This window comes from Fibrella arboris (assembly GCF_041321095.1).
Taxonomy (GTDB): domain Bacteria; phylum Bacteroidota; class Bacteroidia; order Cytophagales; family Spirosomataceae; genus Fibrella; species Fibrella arboris.
In genome coordinates this window covers 390667-408187 of the sequence record NZ_JBGGWE010000002.1, presented here as the reverse complement: position 1 = coordinate 408187, position 17521 = coordinate 390667, and the positions used below count along the sequence as shown (strand labels likewise).

The window sequence follows — 17521 nt, the reverse complement described above, 5'->3', positions numbered from 1 at the left end:
ACGTTACTAATGCCCCTTCAGTCGGAATAGTGCCAGTCTATACGTGAAGGAGCCCGTTAAGAACAAGAAATTAAGGCAGGCGAACAACTTTCTTCATGAACAGGTCTTCGCCTATTCGGACCTGTACATAGAAAAGGCCAGCCCCTTCCAGTGGGATAGACACCCGTGTCGGGGCGGTTCCACTCCCCAGCTGACGGCTGAATACCTGGCTTCCCCGAGTATCGAATACATGCAGTTCGATAGGGCCGGTTTCTGCTTTCATGAACTCTACCCATACCTGGTTGACCGTCGGATTGGGATAAATTTGAACGCGACGTGTATCAGGTTCAACGGCGGTGGGCAGCAAGCCGGTCTGCTCACCGGCAACGAGTACGGTGCCGGTGCCACATTCATTGGCTACACCGGTGAGGCGCGTAATGCCCACGGGTATAGCCGGGAGCGTGAGGCTGGCTGGCTGGGAAGTAGCAGTAAACGAAGCGCCGTTAGAAAATGCCAGTTGCCAGGGAGCGTCGCCCGTCAAGTTCACCAGGACTGCTACAGGCTGACCAGCGAGTGCTGTGGCAGACCCCGTTACCGAAGCAGTGGGTAAGGAGCGTACGGTAAAAGCAGGGCTGGCTACTACATCGACCGTAGGTACGTTACGGGGAACTACACGTAGCCGATAGCCGGTTCCGGCGCTCAAATCAGCGGGTAACTGGGCCAGTAGCGTGGGCAACGTACCTGAGCCAATCGGCCGTGCCGAGGCAAAATTCCCCGCTGCATCAGACAGTTGAATATCGTACGTCCAGCTACTGGCAAGCGGCGCATTTTCACTGGAAACAGAAACAGACACTGACGCATTAGGGCAATAGGCCGCCGCTACCAGCGCGTTGGTGGTCAATTTGGGCCGGGGGAGTACCGTTACCGTGTACTCATCGGTCAGGCAACCCAGCCCATCGGTAACCCGGAACGTACCCGACTGATTGGCCGTCCTGATGGTTCGCCCCGTTTGCCCCGTCGACCAGACATAACGGGCTGCCTGTCCATTCCCCGTCACGGCATTGCCCGGCCACGAGGCGTTAAGTGCCAGCGTATCGCCGTAATTGATCGTATACGACTGGCGTCGGTTTACCTGTTTTAGCATCGTGAACCGGTCGAGTACACCACTAGGCGCTACCCATTGGGCATCCAGGCGATTTTCTGAGGCGTCGATCAGCATAGAGCCTCCCTCATCGGTATAGCTGTAGACCATAGCCTTGTGCGGGTAGTTGGGAGCCCGTCCCGTATTGGCGCCACCAGACCCGTTGACAATGTACACCAGGCTACCATCTTTCTGCACAATAGGGCAGGAGTTGGGCGAACCGTCGTACCGTCCTGTTGTTGTGTCAACGGCGTAACGTGTTTTGTCAAACGTTGTCGATAACCCCCGGTGTCCGCGCATCTGGTAGGTACGTTCATAGACATGGCTGTGCCCACTGATAACCAGATCAACATTATACCGCTCGAAAATGGGCGTGAGCCGTTCGCGATTCAGGATTAGATCCTGTTCGGTATCCGAATTACGCGACCCCTGTGTGTAGGGCGGATGGTGAAAAACAATGATCGTCCAGGGGCGTTTCGTGCCGGCGTCCCGGTTGGCTGCCAGATCACGTTTAAGCCATTGAATCTGGGTACCGGTAGTGTCCCAGATCCGGTATTTGCCCTCTTCATTGCCGAACGAATCGAGCGAGACGAGATGTACCGGGCCATAATCTACGGCGTAGTAAGACGCTGTACCCGAAGGAACACCGCCTGCTTCGCCCTGCTTTGGATGCGAAGTGATTGCGTAGTAAGGGACAGCAAAATCATTGTTATCGTCGTGGTAATCGTGGTTGCCGGGCGTGGCATAAACCGGTAGGTTTCGCAGGTACTCAGGCGCATAATTAAATACCCAGTTCTGGTACTCCTCATCGCGCCCGAATGAATAGGCATTGTCGCCCAGCCAGACCCAAAGGTCAGGTCGACGGTTTTGAATAGGTCCCTTTATGGCGTCGAATGTTTGTTTTTGCCGATCTGAACCAGTGCCGAAATCGCCCAGCATCCAGAACCTGACCGGCTCATTGGAGCCAAACGCGGGTGCTGTTTTGACAAAATATGTATCATCGACTGGTGAGAGATCGGCTTCCTGCGTACCGACCACGTAGGGGTACCGAGTGGCAGGTTGAAGGTTCGTCAGGGTAACCGTATGCTCGGTGGTCAATTGCGGGTCTGTCACCTGTTGCGTCAGGCCCGCGCCATAACGTACCCGGCTACTACCAGGCAGATCGGTCCGCCACCGAACGACCACGCTCGTTGGTGTGACTCGTTGTAGATAGGGTCCACGAACGATCGTTTGCCCGAACCCGACTGTGGCGGTACAACAGATGAGAAGAAGGAAACGTAATACTGACTGCATACGCTGCGGAAGTTGGCTGTATGCAAAGGTAGGTGCAAACAAATAAGCCCGCTAACTCTCGTTGGCGGGCTTATCCTGTGTGTGTGTACTGTGAGGCTGTGATGAACAGCACATTCATTTATGGGTATCAAGCATTTTCACAAAGACCATGCCAAAACAGTTTTCTGTTTACAGTTGCGCTGCTAGACAACCGTCGTGGCAGTAGCAGCGCAACTGTAAACAGAAAACTGTAAACTCCTTCTTCACCGGCCCCCTTTCAAATTTGTCAGGAACTCAACGACATCCCTGATTTCGCGTTTTGATAGGAGGTAGCCCATTGGCGGCATACTCGAAGGCATATTTTCCCGTTTTTTGATGCGGGATACAGGCACTTTCAAGGGTTCAGCCTCTGTGGTTTTAAGTACGAGTTCGTGGTCCGATTCCTGCATCAGTACGCCCGTAACTGTCTGTCCGTCAGCCAGCGTGACCATCACCGTTCCGTAACCGGGCGATAGGCGGGCACTGGGCTCGATCAACGCCTGTAGCAGTTGATCGCGGGTGAGTACATTACCAATGTTGGTCAGCGAGGGGCCAACTTCGCCACCCTGTCCGCCGATCGAATGGCAACGAACACATTGCCCGGTTGAGTTGGTCATGAAATACCGGCGACCGGCCTGCCTGTCTCCGCCAAACAAGGCATCCTGGTAGTCGGCCACTGTCATGCCCGTTGACCGATATGGCGCTAGTTTGGCAATAAGTGGGGCCGATTTTGTCGAATCAACGGCTTCGTTCAGTTCCAGTGCCAGGCTTGGTGGTAACGTTTTGGCCGCTATCCGGTCGATAAGCCCGGCCAGAATAGGTTCTGTCTTCGCTACGGGCATAGAACCAAGCACCTGAATCAGTTGCTGCTGTTCTTTTTCGGTGCCCTTCTCGAAAATAGTCTTCGACATATCAGCCAGCGCTGCCGCTGATAAGTTTTGTCCGCGCATGAGGCCCAGCGCGACTGTACGTACATCGGCGTTTGAATCGTTCATGCCCAGCTTCAACGCAGGTTCCATACCCGCATAATGGAGCTGGTTAAGGGCGGTTAACGCGGCTGCCCGTACCTCGGCCGAGCTGCTTTCCTGCTGGAGTTTAGCCAGCCTGTCTGCGGCACTGGAAATGCCCAGGTTACTAACCATCTGCGCGGCGGCTACCAGCACCACCGGCTCAGATGCCTGTAGCAGATCGCCGCTCTGCGGCTGCACAAGGGCCTGAACCGAAGCCAGGTTGTGCTGTAACACACCGCGATAACGGCCATCGACCCGGTCCATAACCGACGGGTTTGCCCACGTACCCAGCGTTGCGAGTGCCTCGGCCCGGAGCGTCTTGTCAACATCTGTCCGTTTGGCAAAGGCAACCAACTGATTGATCTGCTCGTTGCCGCCTACCCGTAAACAGGCGTTTATAGCTCGGCGAAGCAGTGGCTCTGACGTAAACCGTGTCGTAGCCAACGTACCTGCCAGGGCGGGTAATGCTGCTGGAATTGACTCATCGTCGTTGATCGCCCGCGCTGCTTCGGTAACAATGTACTCATCATTGTCTGTCAGGAAGAGGGCCACCTTATCGCTCTTCATGCGCCGTAACACCAGCACGGCTGCCAGCCGCTCCGATTTATTGCTGCTTTTTGCCAAGGCCGCGATAGGCTCAACCTGGCCAATGCGCGAAAGGGCGAGCACCGCCGCATGACGCAGGTACACATCGTCATCGTTGTTCGTTCTGATCATAGCCAGCAGGGGCTGAAGGGCCGCCTGATGGTGAATACGACCCAGGGCCTGTGCGCTGAAAAACTGAACACGTGGATGCTGACTGGCCAGAAGCGGAACCAGCGTGGGACCCGCTTCTGACAGGTTCTCGTCGCCGATCACTTTGGCTGCCTGCGCCACAATCTCAGGGTCTTTATCGGTCAATAAGGCCACAAGGGGCTTGCCATACGTCTTATCTTGCCGAGCCAGTTGCCCCAGTCCCCAGATACCGTGAATGCGTGCCAGTTGACTGCCGGTCTGACCAATGGCCTGGTTAAACTGAGCTGCACCGGTGGCCCCGCGCGTAGCCAGCTCAAACTGAGCTTTTAACCGAATGCGCATATCGGGATTGCTCAGCAGGCCGTAGAGCATTGCAACCGATTGAGCCGTGTAGTCTAGCTGCATCAGGCGTTTGGTGTCGGCCCGTAGCGCACTGAGGTCATTTTTATCGGTCGTGACGTCTAGTTTCCAAACGCGCCCGTAGTTTTTCGTATCCCAGCCGTTGATCCAGTCGGCAACATAGAGCGCACCATCCGGGCCAAAACGAATGCCCGTTGGAAGTAGACCCGACAGGATGTTCTGCTCGCCGTCGAGGACAAACGAGGCACCTTTCGGTTTCAACCCAAACGACCAGATCGGCGAACGGGCCGGATTGCCCACAAACTCAACCAGGAAAAACTTGTTCTTCCAGGCCGACCCCAGCGCTGTGCCGGGGTTATAGACCATACCGGTCGGGCCGTTGTGGAAGTTCATGATAGGAGGAATAATATAAGCTGCCTGCCCATCCCAGCGGGGCTTGTACAGCTTTTCGTCCATCCAGACCTTATACAGATTGTTTTTGGGGTCGGTGTATTTGCCGTACTGCCAGTTCGATCGCCAGCCCGCATCGGAACCCTCCACAACGTGCACCAGCCGTTCGCTCTCGCCCGGATGATCGCCGTCATTGTCTGAACTGATCAGGTTCCCGTATTCGTCGAAGACAAACTCATGCGTGTTCCGCAGGCCACCCGCAAAAATCTCGAAACCAGAGCCGTCAGGGTTCGACCGGGCGATGATCCCTTCATTGGACCGCTTATGGTTGACACCCTCGGCTGTAGTGATGTTGGCTCCGATATCGCCGATGTTCCAGTAGATTTTGCCGTCGGGCCCTTCGATCGGGTTCGACATGCCATGACCACTAAAGCCAACGTGTACGGCATACCCGTGGCTGATCGATGTTTTCTGATCGTACACGCCATCGTTGTTGGTGTCTTTCAGCCGCCATACATCGGGAGCAATGGTCACGAACGCATCTTTGGCCCGAACCAAAATGCCGCCCGCCACATCAGTTACTTCGTTGAAAAAGTCATTCAGCACCCGCATCGATACGTCTGCAAGTCCGTCGTTGTTGGTGTCTTCGAGCCGCCAGACCTCGTCTTTCTCAACGGCCAGATCGCGCCAGTCATGGCTGCCATCGCCATTCAGATCTTTCAGCCAGTCGTTTTCTTTACTTTTCGCCGGGTCAAATGTTTTGTGCAGAAAGGCCCGACGATCTTCTACCGACTGCAATCCGATCGATTCGGTCATCCAGTCGCGGTGCCCGCGAATGTCGAACTCCGAGTTTTTTTGCCGGTTCGTTCGCGTCAAATAAACGCGCCCCTGGTCATCGATCGACATGGCTACCGGGTCAGGAGCGAGTGAATCAGACGCCCAGAGGGATACCTGAAGGCCGTCGGCCACTTTTAACGGGGTTTTATCACGAACTTGTTTAGCGTTGGCAAGCCCATTAACAGGGTCTTCCCTGATGAGTTGCGCCGTCGATTTGGCCGTTTTCGACGAGCTGCTGCCGGGCGCCATTTTAATACAGGAGACAACAGCAATGGCCAGGAAAGCCAGCCAGAGTAGGGGGGGGGTTAGCGATTTCATGCGAAGCATTGAGCAGCGATGTGTCTTTAATCGGGTTACTGCCTAATGGCGGGGTAGCGATCAGAGCCAGTAACATACCCAATAAAGCCAAAACAGGCCAACCCTTACCGTCTATAGGCTCGCTTCGCGGAAAAACAGCGAAGATATTCGCAGCACCACGTACCCACCAGGCAACGGAAAAGCCCCTGCTGATTGAGCAGGGGCTTTCTTACTAAACTCAAACCTATAAGGCCCGCTAAAAGACCTTATAGGTTTGAAACTTATTTCACTTCTTCGTAAGGAACGTCCGATACGTCGCCGTCCGTAGGCTGGTTCTGAGCGCCGTTTGGCTGCCCGCCGCCGGGCTGTCCGGCGAAACCATCCATCGGGTTGGCGCCACCATCCTGACCTTGCGTGGCGGCGTAAATTTCCTGCGAAGCGGCATTCCAGGCAGCCGTGATCGCTTCCATGGCCGTGTCGATCGCGGCCACGTCACGTGAACCGTGGGCAGACCGCAGTTGCGTCAGGGCGCTTTCGATGGCCTCTTTATTACCAGCCGACAGTTTATCGCCGTAATCTTTCAGCTGTTTCTCGGTCTGGAAAATCATCGAGTCGGCGCTGTTTACTTTCTCGATTTTCTCGCGCTCAGCCTTATCCGATGCTTCGTTGGCTTTCGCCTCTTCGCGCATCCGGGTAATCTCAGCGTCGGTGAGGCCACTGCTGGCTTCGATCCGAATCTTCTGCTCTTTACCGGTGCCTTTGTCGCGGGCCGTTACGTTCAGGATACCGTTGGCATCTACGTCGAACGTTACTTCGATTTGAGGAACGCCCCGCGGTGCTGGTGGAATATCCGATAGGATGAACCGGCCTAACTGACGGTTCTGAGCCGCCATTGGCCGTTCGCCCTGCAAGACGTTGATCTCCACACTCGGCTGGTTGTCTGATGCCGTCGAGAACGTTTCCGTTTTCTTGGTCGGAATCGTGGTGTTGGCCTCTACCATTTTGGTGAACACACCGTTCATGGTTTCGATACCCAGCGAGAGTGGAATAACGTCGAGCAGCAGTACGTCTTTTACTTCACCCGTCAATACCCCACCCTGAATAGCTGCGCCAATGGCTACCGCCTCGTCGGGGTTAACGGCTTTCGACGGTTTTTTGCCGAACAGTTTCTCTACTTCTTCCTGCACTTTCGGAATCCGGGTCGAGCCACCCACCAGAATCACTTCGTCGATCTGGCTGGCGCTTAAACCTGAGTTCTTCAGGGCGCGACGGCAAGGCTCCAGGCTACGCTGAATCAGTGAATCGGCCAGTTGCTCGAATTTCGCCCGGGTCAACGTGCGGACAAGGTGCTTGGGTATGCCGTTTACAGGCATGATGTAGGGCAAATTGATCTCTGTCGATGAGGAACTCGACAATTCGATCTTCGCTTTTTCGGCGGCTTCCTTCAGGCGTTGCAGCGCCATTGGGTCTTTCCGCAGGTCAATGTTCTCGTCGTTGATGAACTCCTGCGCCAGCCAGGCAATGATCACCTGATCGAAGTCGTCACCACCCAGGTGGGTATCACCGTCAGTCGATTTTACTTCGAAGATGCCATCACCCAGCTCCAGAATCGAGATATCGAACGTACCGCCACCGAGGTCAAACACGGCGATCTTCATGTCCTTGCTCGTCTTATCAAGACCATAGGCAAGGGCCGCTGCGGTTGGTTCATTAATGATCCGTTTTACGTCGAGACCGGCAATCTGACCCGCTTCTTTCGTGGCCTGACGTTCGGCGTCATTGAAGTAAGCAGGTACGGTAATGACGGCTTCTGTTACTGTCTGTCCCAGATAATCTTCGGCCGTTTGCTTCATCTTTTGCAGAATGAGTGCCGAAATTTCCTGAGGCGTATATTGGCGGTCGCCAATGCGAACGCGGGGGGTGTCGTTCGGACCACGCTCTACGCTGTACGCCATTTGGCTGGTTTCGTTGGCCACGTCGTTGAAACGCTTGCCCATGAACCGCTTGATGGATGAAATGGTGTTTTGTGGGTTGGTAATGGCCTGACGTTTGGCGGGGTCACCAATTTTGCGCTCGCCATTGCCGTTGTCCATAAACGCCACTACCGATGGTGTGGTCCGACGGCCTTCGCTGTTTGGAATAACAACGGGTTCGTTCCCTTCCATCACGGCTACGCACGAGTTGGTGGTGCCTAAGTCAATGCCTATGATCTTTCCCATATTTGGTTAATTAAACCACCGCATCGGGCGCGGTAGTCAGATGCTGTTTAGAGTTTATGCTGTGGTTAATGATCGATCGGCTTCTAGCAAAGAAACCGGTTATCACTCCTACATCAAGCAAAATGCCAGTCGACTTTTTTGTTTGGTTTTGTGACAGATTGGCAGTCAAAATCAACGTAACGGGCCGGAATGACAGGGGGTAGGGAGTGGTGGCAGTAGTAGTTGGCAGTCGCTGCTTCGGGTACATTGCCTTTTAGGTGGCCTGCACATTGGTACATGAAAAAAGCCCGTAGTTGAAACCACGGGCTTTCTCAGGCACCCTTAACGTAGGGCAACGTATTACTGTTGTTATTTGCCGCCAAACAGGCCCCCCAGCATGCCACCAAGACCACCGGCACCGCCGCCGCCTAGTTGGCTACCTGCCACGCGCATCAGGTCGTTCATGTCCAGTTTGCCATCAGCCATTGCCGATCCGGCCATCCCCATCCAGTCGGTGCCCTGCTGTCCGGTAGCAGCGCCCATAATGGTGTTGCCATCAACGCTCGAATCGTTCGGGTCAGCGGCTTTGTGCATCAGCTTGCCAAGCACAACGGGCACCAGCGCACCAGCCACCGACATGGCAACCTGTGGCGAAATGCCGAGTTTCTGCATCAGGCTTTGCTCAACGTTTTGCTGGACACCCTGGGTCACCGGATTGTCCTGTACATTGCCACCTCCGTTGACAACCATGCCAAGGAGGTTGCCCAGGCCACCGCCCTGCGCCTGCTGGGTAAGGCCACCCAGCATACTTTGCACCACCGTTTCCATCGCGGCGTTGTTGTGTTCGTTCGGAATAGCAGGGTTATTGACAATAGCACTGCCTGCATTCTGCTGGACAAGGTTCATTAAGGTCTCGAACATGATCTTGGTTGGGAAAGAATTGACTATTGGTTAAAGTTAGTTTAGCTACCAAATGTAGCGACTTGAGAAGAAATGCTTATAAAAAATCAGAGTAGGCCTGGCTTTTTAACGGATTGGCTTACTACTGACGGCGGATAATCGGTACGAAGCTGTTACTTTACAGTACCTGATCAACGCACACCTATGACGACCGACCCATCAGATAGTAACGTACCTGAATCGAACTCAACGGCTCAACCAGAGTCGGAAACAAGTCCTTTTGCTCAACAGGTAACCCCCCTCTTAACCGATTTGTTATACCCCAGCGAGTCTGATGAGCCACTGGAGCCCGTAGACACGTACCTGCGTATGGCAGAACCGCTAACGGTCAGCCACATCAAAGATTGGTTGATGCTGCCGCCGTCCAACTACGTAGAAGAAATCACCGAAGCCGAGTTCTGGGAACCGGTCGTTACCATCGAAGACTGGTTTGGTGACGAAGAAAAAGCTAAAGCCGATCAGTTTCAGAAGCTAAAGACGTACCTAGAAACAACCCTTACTGATCGTCAGGTTTTCCGTGTGGGCCAAACCGAAATAGACATCTATCTGCTGGGCAAACCGAAGGAAGGTGAGCCGCGCGCAGGGTTGAAGACAAAAGTGATAGAGACATAGCTAAACCTATAAGGTTTCTGAAACCTTATGGTTTAAAAACAAAAAACCCCGGCTGAGTCAGCCGGGGTTTTGTATGGGTACGCTCTGTTTATTTAAGCTGGTCGACAACCGCTTTGAAGGCCTCCGGGTGGTTCATAGCCAGATCGGCCAGTACTTTCCGGTTCAATTCAATGCCTGATTTATTCAGGGCACCGATAAACACAGAATACGACATTCCGTGTTGGCGGGCACCTGCGTTGATCCGTTGAATCCAAAGACCGCGAAAATCGCGTTTCTTGGCTTTACGGTCACGGTATGAATACCCTAACGCTTTTTCAACGGCGTTTTTCGCCACTGTCCAAACGTTTTTACGACGGCCATAGAACCCTTTGGCCAGTTTTAAAATTTTCTTGCGACGTGCCCGTGAGGCGACGTGATTGACTGAACGCATTGTGTTTGCTTTTTTTGACGCGGGCGGTAAACATAGTGGGCAGTTGGCGGCAGCAGTTGGCAGGTTGTTTGCCGAAAAACTGCATTCTATAAACTGCTACTGCTTACTCTTTTGTGCCTTTTGTCGGGTGAAATAGATAACCGAAAAATAGACTAAGACAGACCCAGCAGGGCTTTGATGCGTGTCTCGTTCGTCGGGTGTACGGTCGACGAGTGAACGAGGTTACGCTTCTGCTTCGTGGTTTTCTTGGTCAGAATGTGTGAGTGGAAGGCGTGCTTCCGCTTGAGTTTTCCGGTGCCGGTCAGCTTGAAACGCTTTTTGGCAGCCGAGTTGGTTTTTTGCTTTGGCATGATTGAATTAGGCCGGTACGCCGGTCGCGTTAAATAAACAGGCCGCAAAGGTACAACAAAAGGAGGAAAGGGAGAAGGGAGGAACGGAGAAAAGGTAGCCTTGGTACATAACGTACCTGAGCGAAGCTACCTTTTCTCCGTTCCTCCCTTCTCCCTTTCCTCCCTTCCTCTATTTCTTCACCTGTACCGCTTTGGGTGCCAGGAACATGATCATGCGTTTGCCTTCTAGCTTAGGCTCCTGCTCAATTTTGCCGACGTCTTCGAGTCCTTTTGAGAAACGCTCGAGAATTTGAAGACCCCGATCTTTAAACACGATCGACCGACCGACGAAGTGAACGTAAGCTTTCACCTTCGCCCCTTCTTTCAGGAAGGTCAACGCGTGTTTCAGTTTGAAATCAAAGTCGTGATCGTCCGTGTTCGGGCCGAAGCGAATTTCTTTGATCACTACTTTCTGAGCGTTCGACTTAATCTCTTTTTGCTTCTTCTTCTGCTCGTACTTGAATTTCGAGTAGTCGATGACGCGGCAAACCGGAGGGGTCGCGTTTGGTGAAATCTCCACCAGATCTAAGCTCTGGGCTTTGGCAATGGCCAGGGCCTGCTGAATGCCAAAAATGCCTTGCTCGACGTTTTCGCCGACAACACGCACCTCGCGAGCCTGGATGCGTTCATTAATTCGGTAGGGTTCTTCCACCACGCGACGGGGTGGTCTCCGTTGGGGTAATGCCATATGGTTTGGTTAATGTGACTACTGGTTGGTTTGGTAAACGAAATGGAAAGGGTAAAGTTTCAGGTTTCACGTCTCAGGTTTCAAGTGCTTCGCTTTGTCAACGTCTGTCGATAAAGCGGAGCACTTGAAACCTGAGACGTGAAACCTGAAACCTGAAACTATACTTTCACTTGCTCGTGGAATAGCGCCGAAAATTCAGCAACAGTCATGCTGCCGAGATCCCCTTCACCTTTTCGCCGTACAGATACGCGCCCTTCTGCCTGCTCTTTTTCGCCGACAATAAGCATGAAAGGCACTTTGGCTACCTCTGCATCACGAATTTTGCGGCCAATTTTCTCATCGCGTACATCCACGAAGCCTCTGATGTCATTCTCCTGTAACGTCAGGAAAAGGTCATTGGCATAGGCTTCATATTTCTCTGAGATGGGCAATACTGCAATCTGATCAGGTGATAGCCAGAGTGGAAAATTACCGGCTGTGTTTTCAATCAGAATGGCAATAAACCGCTCCATTGAGCCGAAAGGAGCGCGATGAATCATAACGGGCCGGTGCTTCTGGTTATCGGCTCCTGTGTATTCCAATTCAAAGCGTTCGGGGAGGTTATAATCGACCTGGATGGTGCCTAACTGCCATTTGCGACCGAGGGCGTCGCGCACCATAAAGTCAAGTTTTGGCCCGTAAAAGGCGGCCTCGCCTTTCTCCATAACAGTGGGTAGCCCTTTCGCGTTCGCTGCGTTGATGATGGCCGCTTCTGCTTTCTCCCAGTTCTCATCCGAGCCAATGTACTTGGTGCCATTCTCCGGGTCACGAAGCGATACCTGAGCACTATAGTCGTTGAAGCCTAAGGCTTTAAAGACATACAGCACCAGGTCGATCACTTTCATAAACTCTTCACTGACCTGATCGGGCCGACAGAAAATATGCGCATCATCCTGGGTGAAACCACGTACCCGCGTCAGTCCGTGCAGTTCACCCGACTGTTCATACCGGTACACCGTACCAAATTCGGCCAGTCGCAACGGCAGGTCCCGGTAAGAGCGTGGTTTTGTCTTGTAAATTTCGCAGTGGTGGGGGCAGTTCATCGGTTTCAGCAGAAACTCCTCGCCTACATCCGGGGTCAAAATGGGCTTGAACGAATCTTCGCCATACTTCTCCCAGTGGCCTGACGTTACGTACAACTGCTTGCTGCCGATGTGCGGCGTTACTACCGGCGAATACCCGGCACGTACCTGCGCTTTTCGCAGAAAGCTTTCCAGTCGCTCCCGAATGAGCGCACCCTTCGGTAGCCAGAGTGGTAAACCCTGCCCTACTTTTTCTGAGAAGGCAAACAGTTCAAGCTCTTTACCCAGCTTCCGGTGATCACGCTTTTTCGCTTCTTCAAGCAGGGTTAGGTACTCATCCAGCTCTTTTTGCTTCGGAAACGTGATGGCATAGATGCGGGTCAGCATCTTATTTTTCTCGTCGCCACGCCAGTAAGCACCAGCCACGTTCATCAGCTTCGCCGCTTTGATGAAGCCCGTATTAGGGATGTGTGGCCCCCGGCAAAGGTCCGTAAAGTTACCCTGTGTGTAGAAGGTGATGCTGCCGTCTTCCAGGCCCTGTAACAAATCGATCTTATACGGGTCACCCTTCTCTTCAAAATAGGCAATGGCATCGGCTTTGCTGACGGACTTACGCTCGTAGGCATTTTTCTGCCGGGCCAGTTCCAGCATCTTGTCTTCAACTTTCTTGAAGTCATCCTGCGAGAAGTGCTTGCCTTCAAAATCGACATCGTAATAGAAGCCATTTTCGATGGGTGGGCCAATCGCAAATTTGATGCCGGGGTACAGTGCTTCCAGTGCTTCGGCCAAGAGGTGGGCCGATGAATGCCAGAAGGTCGATTTACCTTCCAGATCGTTCCAGGTCAGTAATTGAACCGACACCGGATTGCCGTCGGCTGGTGTATCAATCGGCAGGGTTGCATCCTGCACTTTTCCATTCACTTTAGCGGCCAGTACGTTCCGGGCCAGTCCTTCGCTGATGCCAAGGGCCACGTCGAGCCCCGACGAGCCGGCCGGGTACTCACGGACACTGCCGTCGGGCAGTGCTACCTGTAATTGTATATCCTGAGTTGTCATAGTCTTTCTGTTCACTGTCTTCTATTTCCTGTCTTCCGTTGCGCTGCTTGATCAATAGTTGTGATCAAGCAGCGCAACGGAAGACAGGAAACAGAAGACAGTGAACTTTATTTATCAATCTTTTTCACAGTAAAGGTCGAGTCATTCGTCGAATGAATTCGAGTTCGTGGCTGGATGGGTGCAATACGAATCCGGCTGGTATCGAGGGTTCGCCCGCCCGGCGCTTGTAAAATGCCCGTTTCTGGTCGTCCTGACGGCAGTAAATAGTCATCATACGATGCCGTTGCCTGTTGCTGGCGTTTCTGTACGCGCCATATACCAAACTGGGCAGCCTGGTCGCCGGGGTCTTTCTGCAACGCGCTGGTATACAGTGTCAGCGCCCTATCCCACTGGTAGGTCATTTCTGCGCCATGTGCTACATAGAAATCAATTCGGGGGAAGGTTGGGTTCCGCTTCTGCACCTGCTCAAAGTTAGTCAGCGCGGCTCCATAGTTACGAAAACGGTCAAAAATCAGACCAGCCTGAAAATAGGCCTGCACGTAATCAGGTTGTAGCGTCACTGTTCGTTGAAATGCAGTGAGCGCACTGTCGGCCCGGCCTGCGTACTGGTAGATCATGCCCCGCTGAAACAGCAGTTCGGCATTGATCGGGAAGTACTGCATGGCTTTCTCATTGTAGGTCAAGGCAGTGTTCAAATCACCCAGCGATCGATAGACGGCCGTCAGTTCATTGTAGGTGGGCAGGAAGCGTGGTTTCAGCTGTAATGCCTGCTGGTACTGGGCCAACGCCTGAACTGTGTCCCCCTGTTTGGCAGCCATCAGACCGCTATAAAAATGGGCTTCCCCGTCGTAGGGAGCCATTTGTAAGGCTTTGGCAACGTATAGTTTAGCTTTAGGGTATTGCGCCTGTTGTTGCAGCACATCACCAATCAGGGTAAACAGTTCTGGCGAACTGATGCCCAGAATCTCGGCCCGTTGTGCGTCGTCGAAAGCCCGGTCCGGCTTTTTCAGGGCCCGCATCACCTGAGCTCTGACCAGGAAGAAGAAGCCCGTACTGTTGTTTCTGGATATGGCCTCGTCGATATCGTCCAGTGCTTCGCCGGTGCGGCCCAACGATAAGAGCACCACCGCCCGTTTCGCATACGCAGTAGCTGAAGAGGACTGATTAATGGCGCGACTGAGCGCACGAAGCGTATTGGCTGTCTGGGCGCTGTCGGAGGCCTGGGGGAGGGGTGGTATACGCGAAAGCCGCCGGTCGCCGCTACTGCACGACGCCAGAGTGGCTACCACCAACAGGATCAATATGTACCGCAAAATGTCCCCAAAGCAATTGTAGTTTACTGTTTGCTGTCGTCTGTTTTCAGTTGCGTTGCAGACTTAGAATACTGGTTGCTGGCAGCGCAACTGAAAACAGAAGACAGCAAACAGTAAACTTTTTTACAAATCTACGGAAGAAAAACGAGAGAAAACGCCCAGTGGAAGTCGTTTCTGATGCGAATCGGTCAGGAAAAGCTCACCAGACTGTTCGTAACGCGGAGCTTGCCCCGCTTTGGCGGGGTTGCCGAAGCATTGGGCCATCAGGTTGTCTAGTATGAGCGCTGAAAACCCGAGCGAATAGAGATTGATAATGAAAAAGAAATCCTGACGGTCGAGTAGTGCCGCACAGGTCTTCAGCAGCTCATTCAACTGCTCTTCAAGTACCCACTTTTCACCATCAGGACCCCGGCCATAAGCGGGTGGGTCCAGGATGATGCCGTGATACGTATTACCTCGACGTTCCTCGCGCCGTACAAATTTTACGGCATCTTCAACCACCCAGCGAATATTGTCCAGCTTACTCATCTCCATGCTTTCCCGCGACCACGAAATAACCTGCTTCACCGAGTCGACGTGCGTAACGTCGGCACCCGCCTGACGGGCGGCTAGTGAGGAGCCACCCGTGTAGGCAAATAGATTCAGTACGCGTGGTTTTTCGATGGGCAAGGCCCTGACGGCCTCGTGAATATAGGTCCAGTTGGCAGCCTGCTCGGGGAATAGACCAACGTGTTTGAAAGATGTCAGGGCGAGTTTCAACGTGAGGTCGAGACCTTGCTGATTGAAACGAACCGTCCAGGGGTCCTGCATGGGTTTCAGTCGTAGCCAGTCGCCCCGCTCGGGCGATTGCCTGTCGCGCCGAAACGTGGCATGAGCCAGCTGTTCCCACTCAGCCTCTGACAGTGAGCAGTCCCAGATGGCCTGTGGTTCGGGCCGGGCCAGTATATATGAACCGAATCGTTCCAGTTTCATGAAATCGCCCGAGTCGATCAGTTCATAATCGGGCCAGGCAGATGGGGTGAGTAGGGTCATAGTAAGGGAGTTTCAGGTTTCAAGTTTCAGGTTTCAAGTTTCAAGTGGCTTCGCTTAACTACAGAATAGCGAATAAGCGAAGCCACTTGAAACCTGAAACTTGAAACCTGAAACTATTTTTTCATTAAAAGAACCACATTCTCGACATGGTGGGTATGCGGAAACATATCGACGGGCTGAACGGCTGCAACGCGGTAGGCTTCGTCGAGCCAGGCAATGTCGCGGGCCTGGGTGGCGGTGTTGCAGCTAACGTAAACGATCTTTTCGGGGCCGGCTTTCAGTAGCTGACGAACCACGGCTTCATCCATCCCGGCACGGGGTGGGTCGGTGATCACTACATCGGGCCGACCGTGTTGCGCGAAAAACTCGTCGGTCAGCAATAGTTTCATATCACCGGCGTGGAAAGAAGTATTGGTGATACCATTTACGTCCGCGTTCACGTGCGCATCGGCTACGGCAGCTTCTACATACTCAATACCAACAACGTACCTGGCTTCCCGCGCCACAAACAGGGCGATAGTGCCCGTGCCCGTGTATAAGTCATAGACTAGTTCGTTGCCCGTCAGGCCAGCCATGTCGCGGGCAATACTGTAGAGCGCATGTGCCTGAATAGCATTTGTCTGGTAGAATGACTTGGCGTTGATACGAAAGGTGAGGGGCGGATGATTGGCCGACGAAACCATCTGTTCCTCAATGTAAGGCGTTCCGGCATAGTTGATCACCTCCTGATCGCCGTAGTTATCGTTCTTCTTCTTGTTGATGATGTAATTGAGCGACGTGATCTGCGGAAAACGTTCGCGGAGGTGATCGAGCAGCGCCGCCAGTGTATCGGGGTGATCCTGGGCTACCTGCATCGTCACCATCACCTGACCGGTGGTGTCGGCCGTTCGGATGATCAGCGTACGGAGGTACCCTTCGTGCGTTTTCAGGTTATAGGCGGCCAGGTTGTGGGCAAACATATAATCGGCCACTGTCAGGCGAATGTCATTCGAGGGGTCGGGTTGCAGGTAACAGTGGTTGATCGGCAACACCTTGTCGAACCGGCCTGGCACGTGAAAACCGACAGCACGAAAATCCATGCGCTCGCCAGCGTCGACTTCGGTCTGGGTGAGCCAACGACCGGCGGCCACCGTAAACTCGAGTTTGTTCCGGTAATACTGCGTTGGTTCTGCCGCAACAATTGGTTGAAAATCCGGCAACGGAACCTTGGCAATACGCGTAAGGTGGTCAACGACCTGTTGCTGCTTGAAGCGTAGCTGCTCCGCATACTGGATGTGCTGCCATTTACAGCCTCCACAGATGCCAAAATGCTCGCAGAACGGCTGGGTACGTACCTGCGAGGGCGTTACAATCCGCTCGACAACGGCTTCACGGTATTGTTTCTTTTGATTGACCACTTTAACATCAACCAAATCGCCGGGGGCGGGCATCGGGTAGCCGGGGCGACCTTCTACAAAGATGACACCCTCGTCGGTTTTGATGATGCACTTACCCTCGGCGGCTACGTCGGCTACCAGAAGGTTGGCAATAAGCTGTGGTTGTTTGTGTTTATGACGGCGCATTAAAAAATGAGGTCGCTGGAATGACCTACTGGATGTGGCTACTGGTAAGTAGCTGATTAATAGTATTCTCCTTGAGAATGATGGCCGCGAAGCTATATTCACTAGCCATTTCTTTCGAGATAAACCGCTAAATTAAGCATCCGTTATCGGACCAAGTGTA

The 17521-nt window shown here is 53.3% G+C and carries 12 protein-coding genes; 1 reads left to right on the top strand and 11 read right to left on the bottom strand.

Features of this window, described 5'->3' with window-relative positions; genetic code table 11:
- Nucleotides 1–70 precede the first annotated feature (70 nt).
- The 4 genes from ACAW75_RS04205 to ACAW75_RS04190 all read right to left on the bottom strand — a co-directional run bounded on the left by ACAW75_RS04205 (nucleotide 71) and on the right by ACAW75_RS04190 (nucleotide 9179).
- On the bottom strand, nucleotides 71–2413 hold the full coding sequence (locus ACAW75_RS04205; RefSeq protein WP_370727423.1) for a metallophosphoesterase: 2343 nt from the start codon (nucleotides 2411–2413) through the stop codon (nucleotides 71–73).
- Between the two features lie 242 nt (nucleotides 2414–2655).
- Nucleotides 2656–6090, bottom strand: a complete 3435-nt coding sequence (locus ACAW75_RS04200) for a DUF7133 domain-containing protein (RefSeq protein WP_370727422.1) — start codon at nucleotides 6088–6090, stop codon at nucleotides 2656–2658.
- Nucleotides 6091–6341: 251 nt separating this feature from the next.
- On the bottom strand, nucleotides 6342–8279 hold the full coding sequence (gene dnaK / locus ACAW75_RS04195; protein WP_370727421.1) for a molecular chaperone DnaK: 1938 nt from the start codon (nucleotides 8277–8279) through the stop codon (nucleotides 6342–6344).
- 348 nt (nucleotides 8280–8627) lie between these two features.
- Nucleotides 8628–9179, bottom strand: a complete 552-nt coding sequence (locus ACAW75_RS04190) for a hypothetical protein (protein ID WP_370727420.1) — start codon at nucleotides 9177–9179, stop codon at nucleotides 8628–8630.
- 183 nt (nucleotides 9180–9362) lie between these two features.
- On the opposite strand from ACAW75_RS04190, the gene ACAW75_RS04185 reads away from it, so the two are divergent.
- Nucleotides 9363–9830, top strand: a complete 468-nt coding sequence (locus ACAW75_RS04185; RefSeq protein WP_370727419.1) for a nuclease A inhibitor family protein — start codon at nucleotides 9363–9365, stop codon at nucleotides 9828–9830.
- Nucleotides 9831–9918: 88 nt separating this feature from the next.
- On the opposite strand, the gene rplT is transcribed toward ACAW75_RS04185, so the two are convergent.
- From rplT to rlmD, 7 genes are all read right to left on the bottom strand, one after another.
- Entirely contained in the window at nucleotides 9919–10260 is a 342-nt protein-coding gene (gene rplT, locus ACAW75_RS04180; protein ID WP_207327564.1) for a 50S ribosomal protein L20, read from the bottom strand.
- A gap of 152 nt (nucleotides 10261–10412) precedes the next feature.
- Entirely contained in the window at nucleotides 10413–10610 is a 198-nt protein-coding gene (gene rpmI / locus ACAW75_RS04175; protein ID WP_370727418.1) for a 50S ribosomal protein L35, read from the bottom strand.
- A 169-nt stretch (nucleotides 10611–10779) separates the two neighbouring features.
- A complete protein-coding gene (gene infC, locus ACAW75_RS04170; RefSeq protein WP_370727417.1) occupies nucleotides 10780–11337 on the bottom strand; it encodes a translation initiation factor IF-3 in 558 nt (185 codons plus the stop codon).
- A 158-nt stretch (nucleotides 11338–11495) separates the two neighbouring features.
- Nucleotides 11496–13454 (bottom strand): threonine--tRNA ligase, encoded by a 1959-nt coding sequence (gene thrS / locus ACAW75_RS04165; protein ID WP_370727416.1) that lies wholly within the window; start codon nucleotides 13452–13454, stop codon nucleotides 11496–11498.
- 107 nt (nucleotides 13455–13561) lie between these two features.
- The gene (locus tag ACAW75_RS04160) at nucleotides 13562–14767 is read right to left on the bottom strand and encodes a tetratricopeptide repeat protein (protein ID WP_370727415.1); all 1206 of its coding nucleotides are present in this window, start codon (nucleotides 14765–14767) and stop codon (nucleotides 13562–13564) included.
- Nucleotides 14768–14890: 123 nt separating this feature from the next.
- Nucleotides 14891–15799 carry a class I SAM-dependent methyltransferase gene (locus ACAW75_RS04155; protein WP_370727414.1) on the bottom strand — a complete coding sequence of 303 codons (909 nt, stop codon included), beginning with the start codon at nucleotides 15797–15799 and terminating at the stop codon, nucleotides 14891–14893.
- Nucleotides 15800–15912: 113 nt separating this feature from the next.
- Entirely contained in the window at nucleotides 15913–17361 is a 1449-nt protein-coding gene (rlmD, locus tag ACAW75_RS04150) for a 23S rRNA (uracil(1939)-C(5))-methyltransferase RlmD (RefSeq protein ID WP_370727413.1), read from the bottom strand.
- Between the last annotated feature and the right edge of the window lie 160 nt (nucleotides 17362–17521).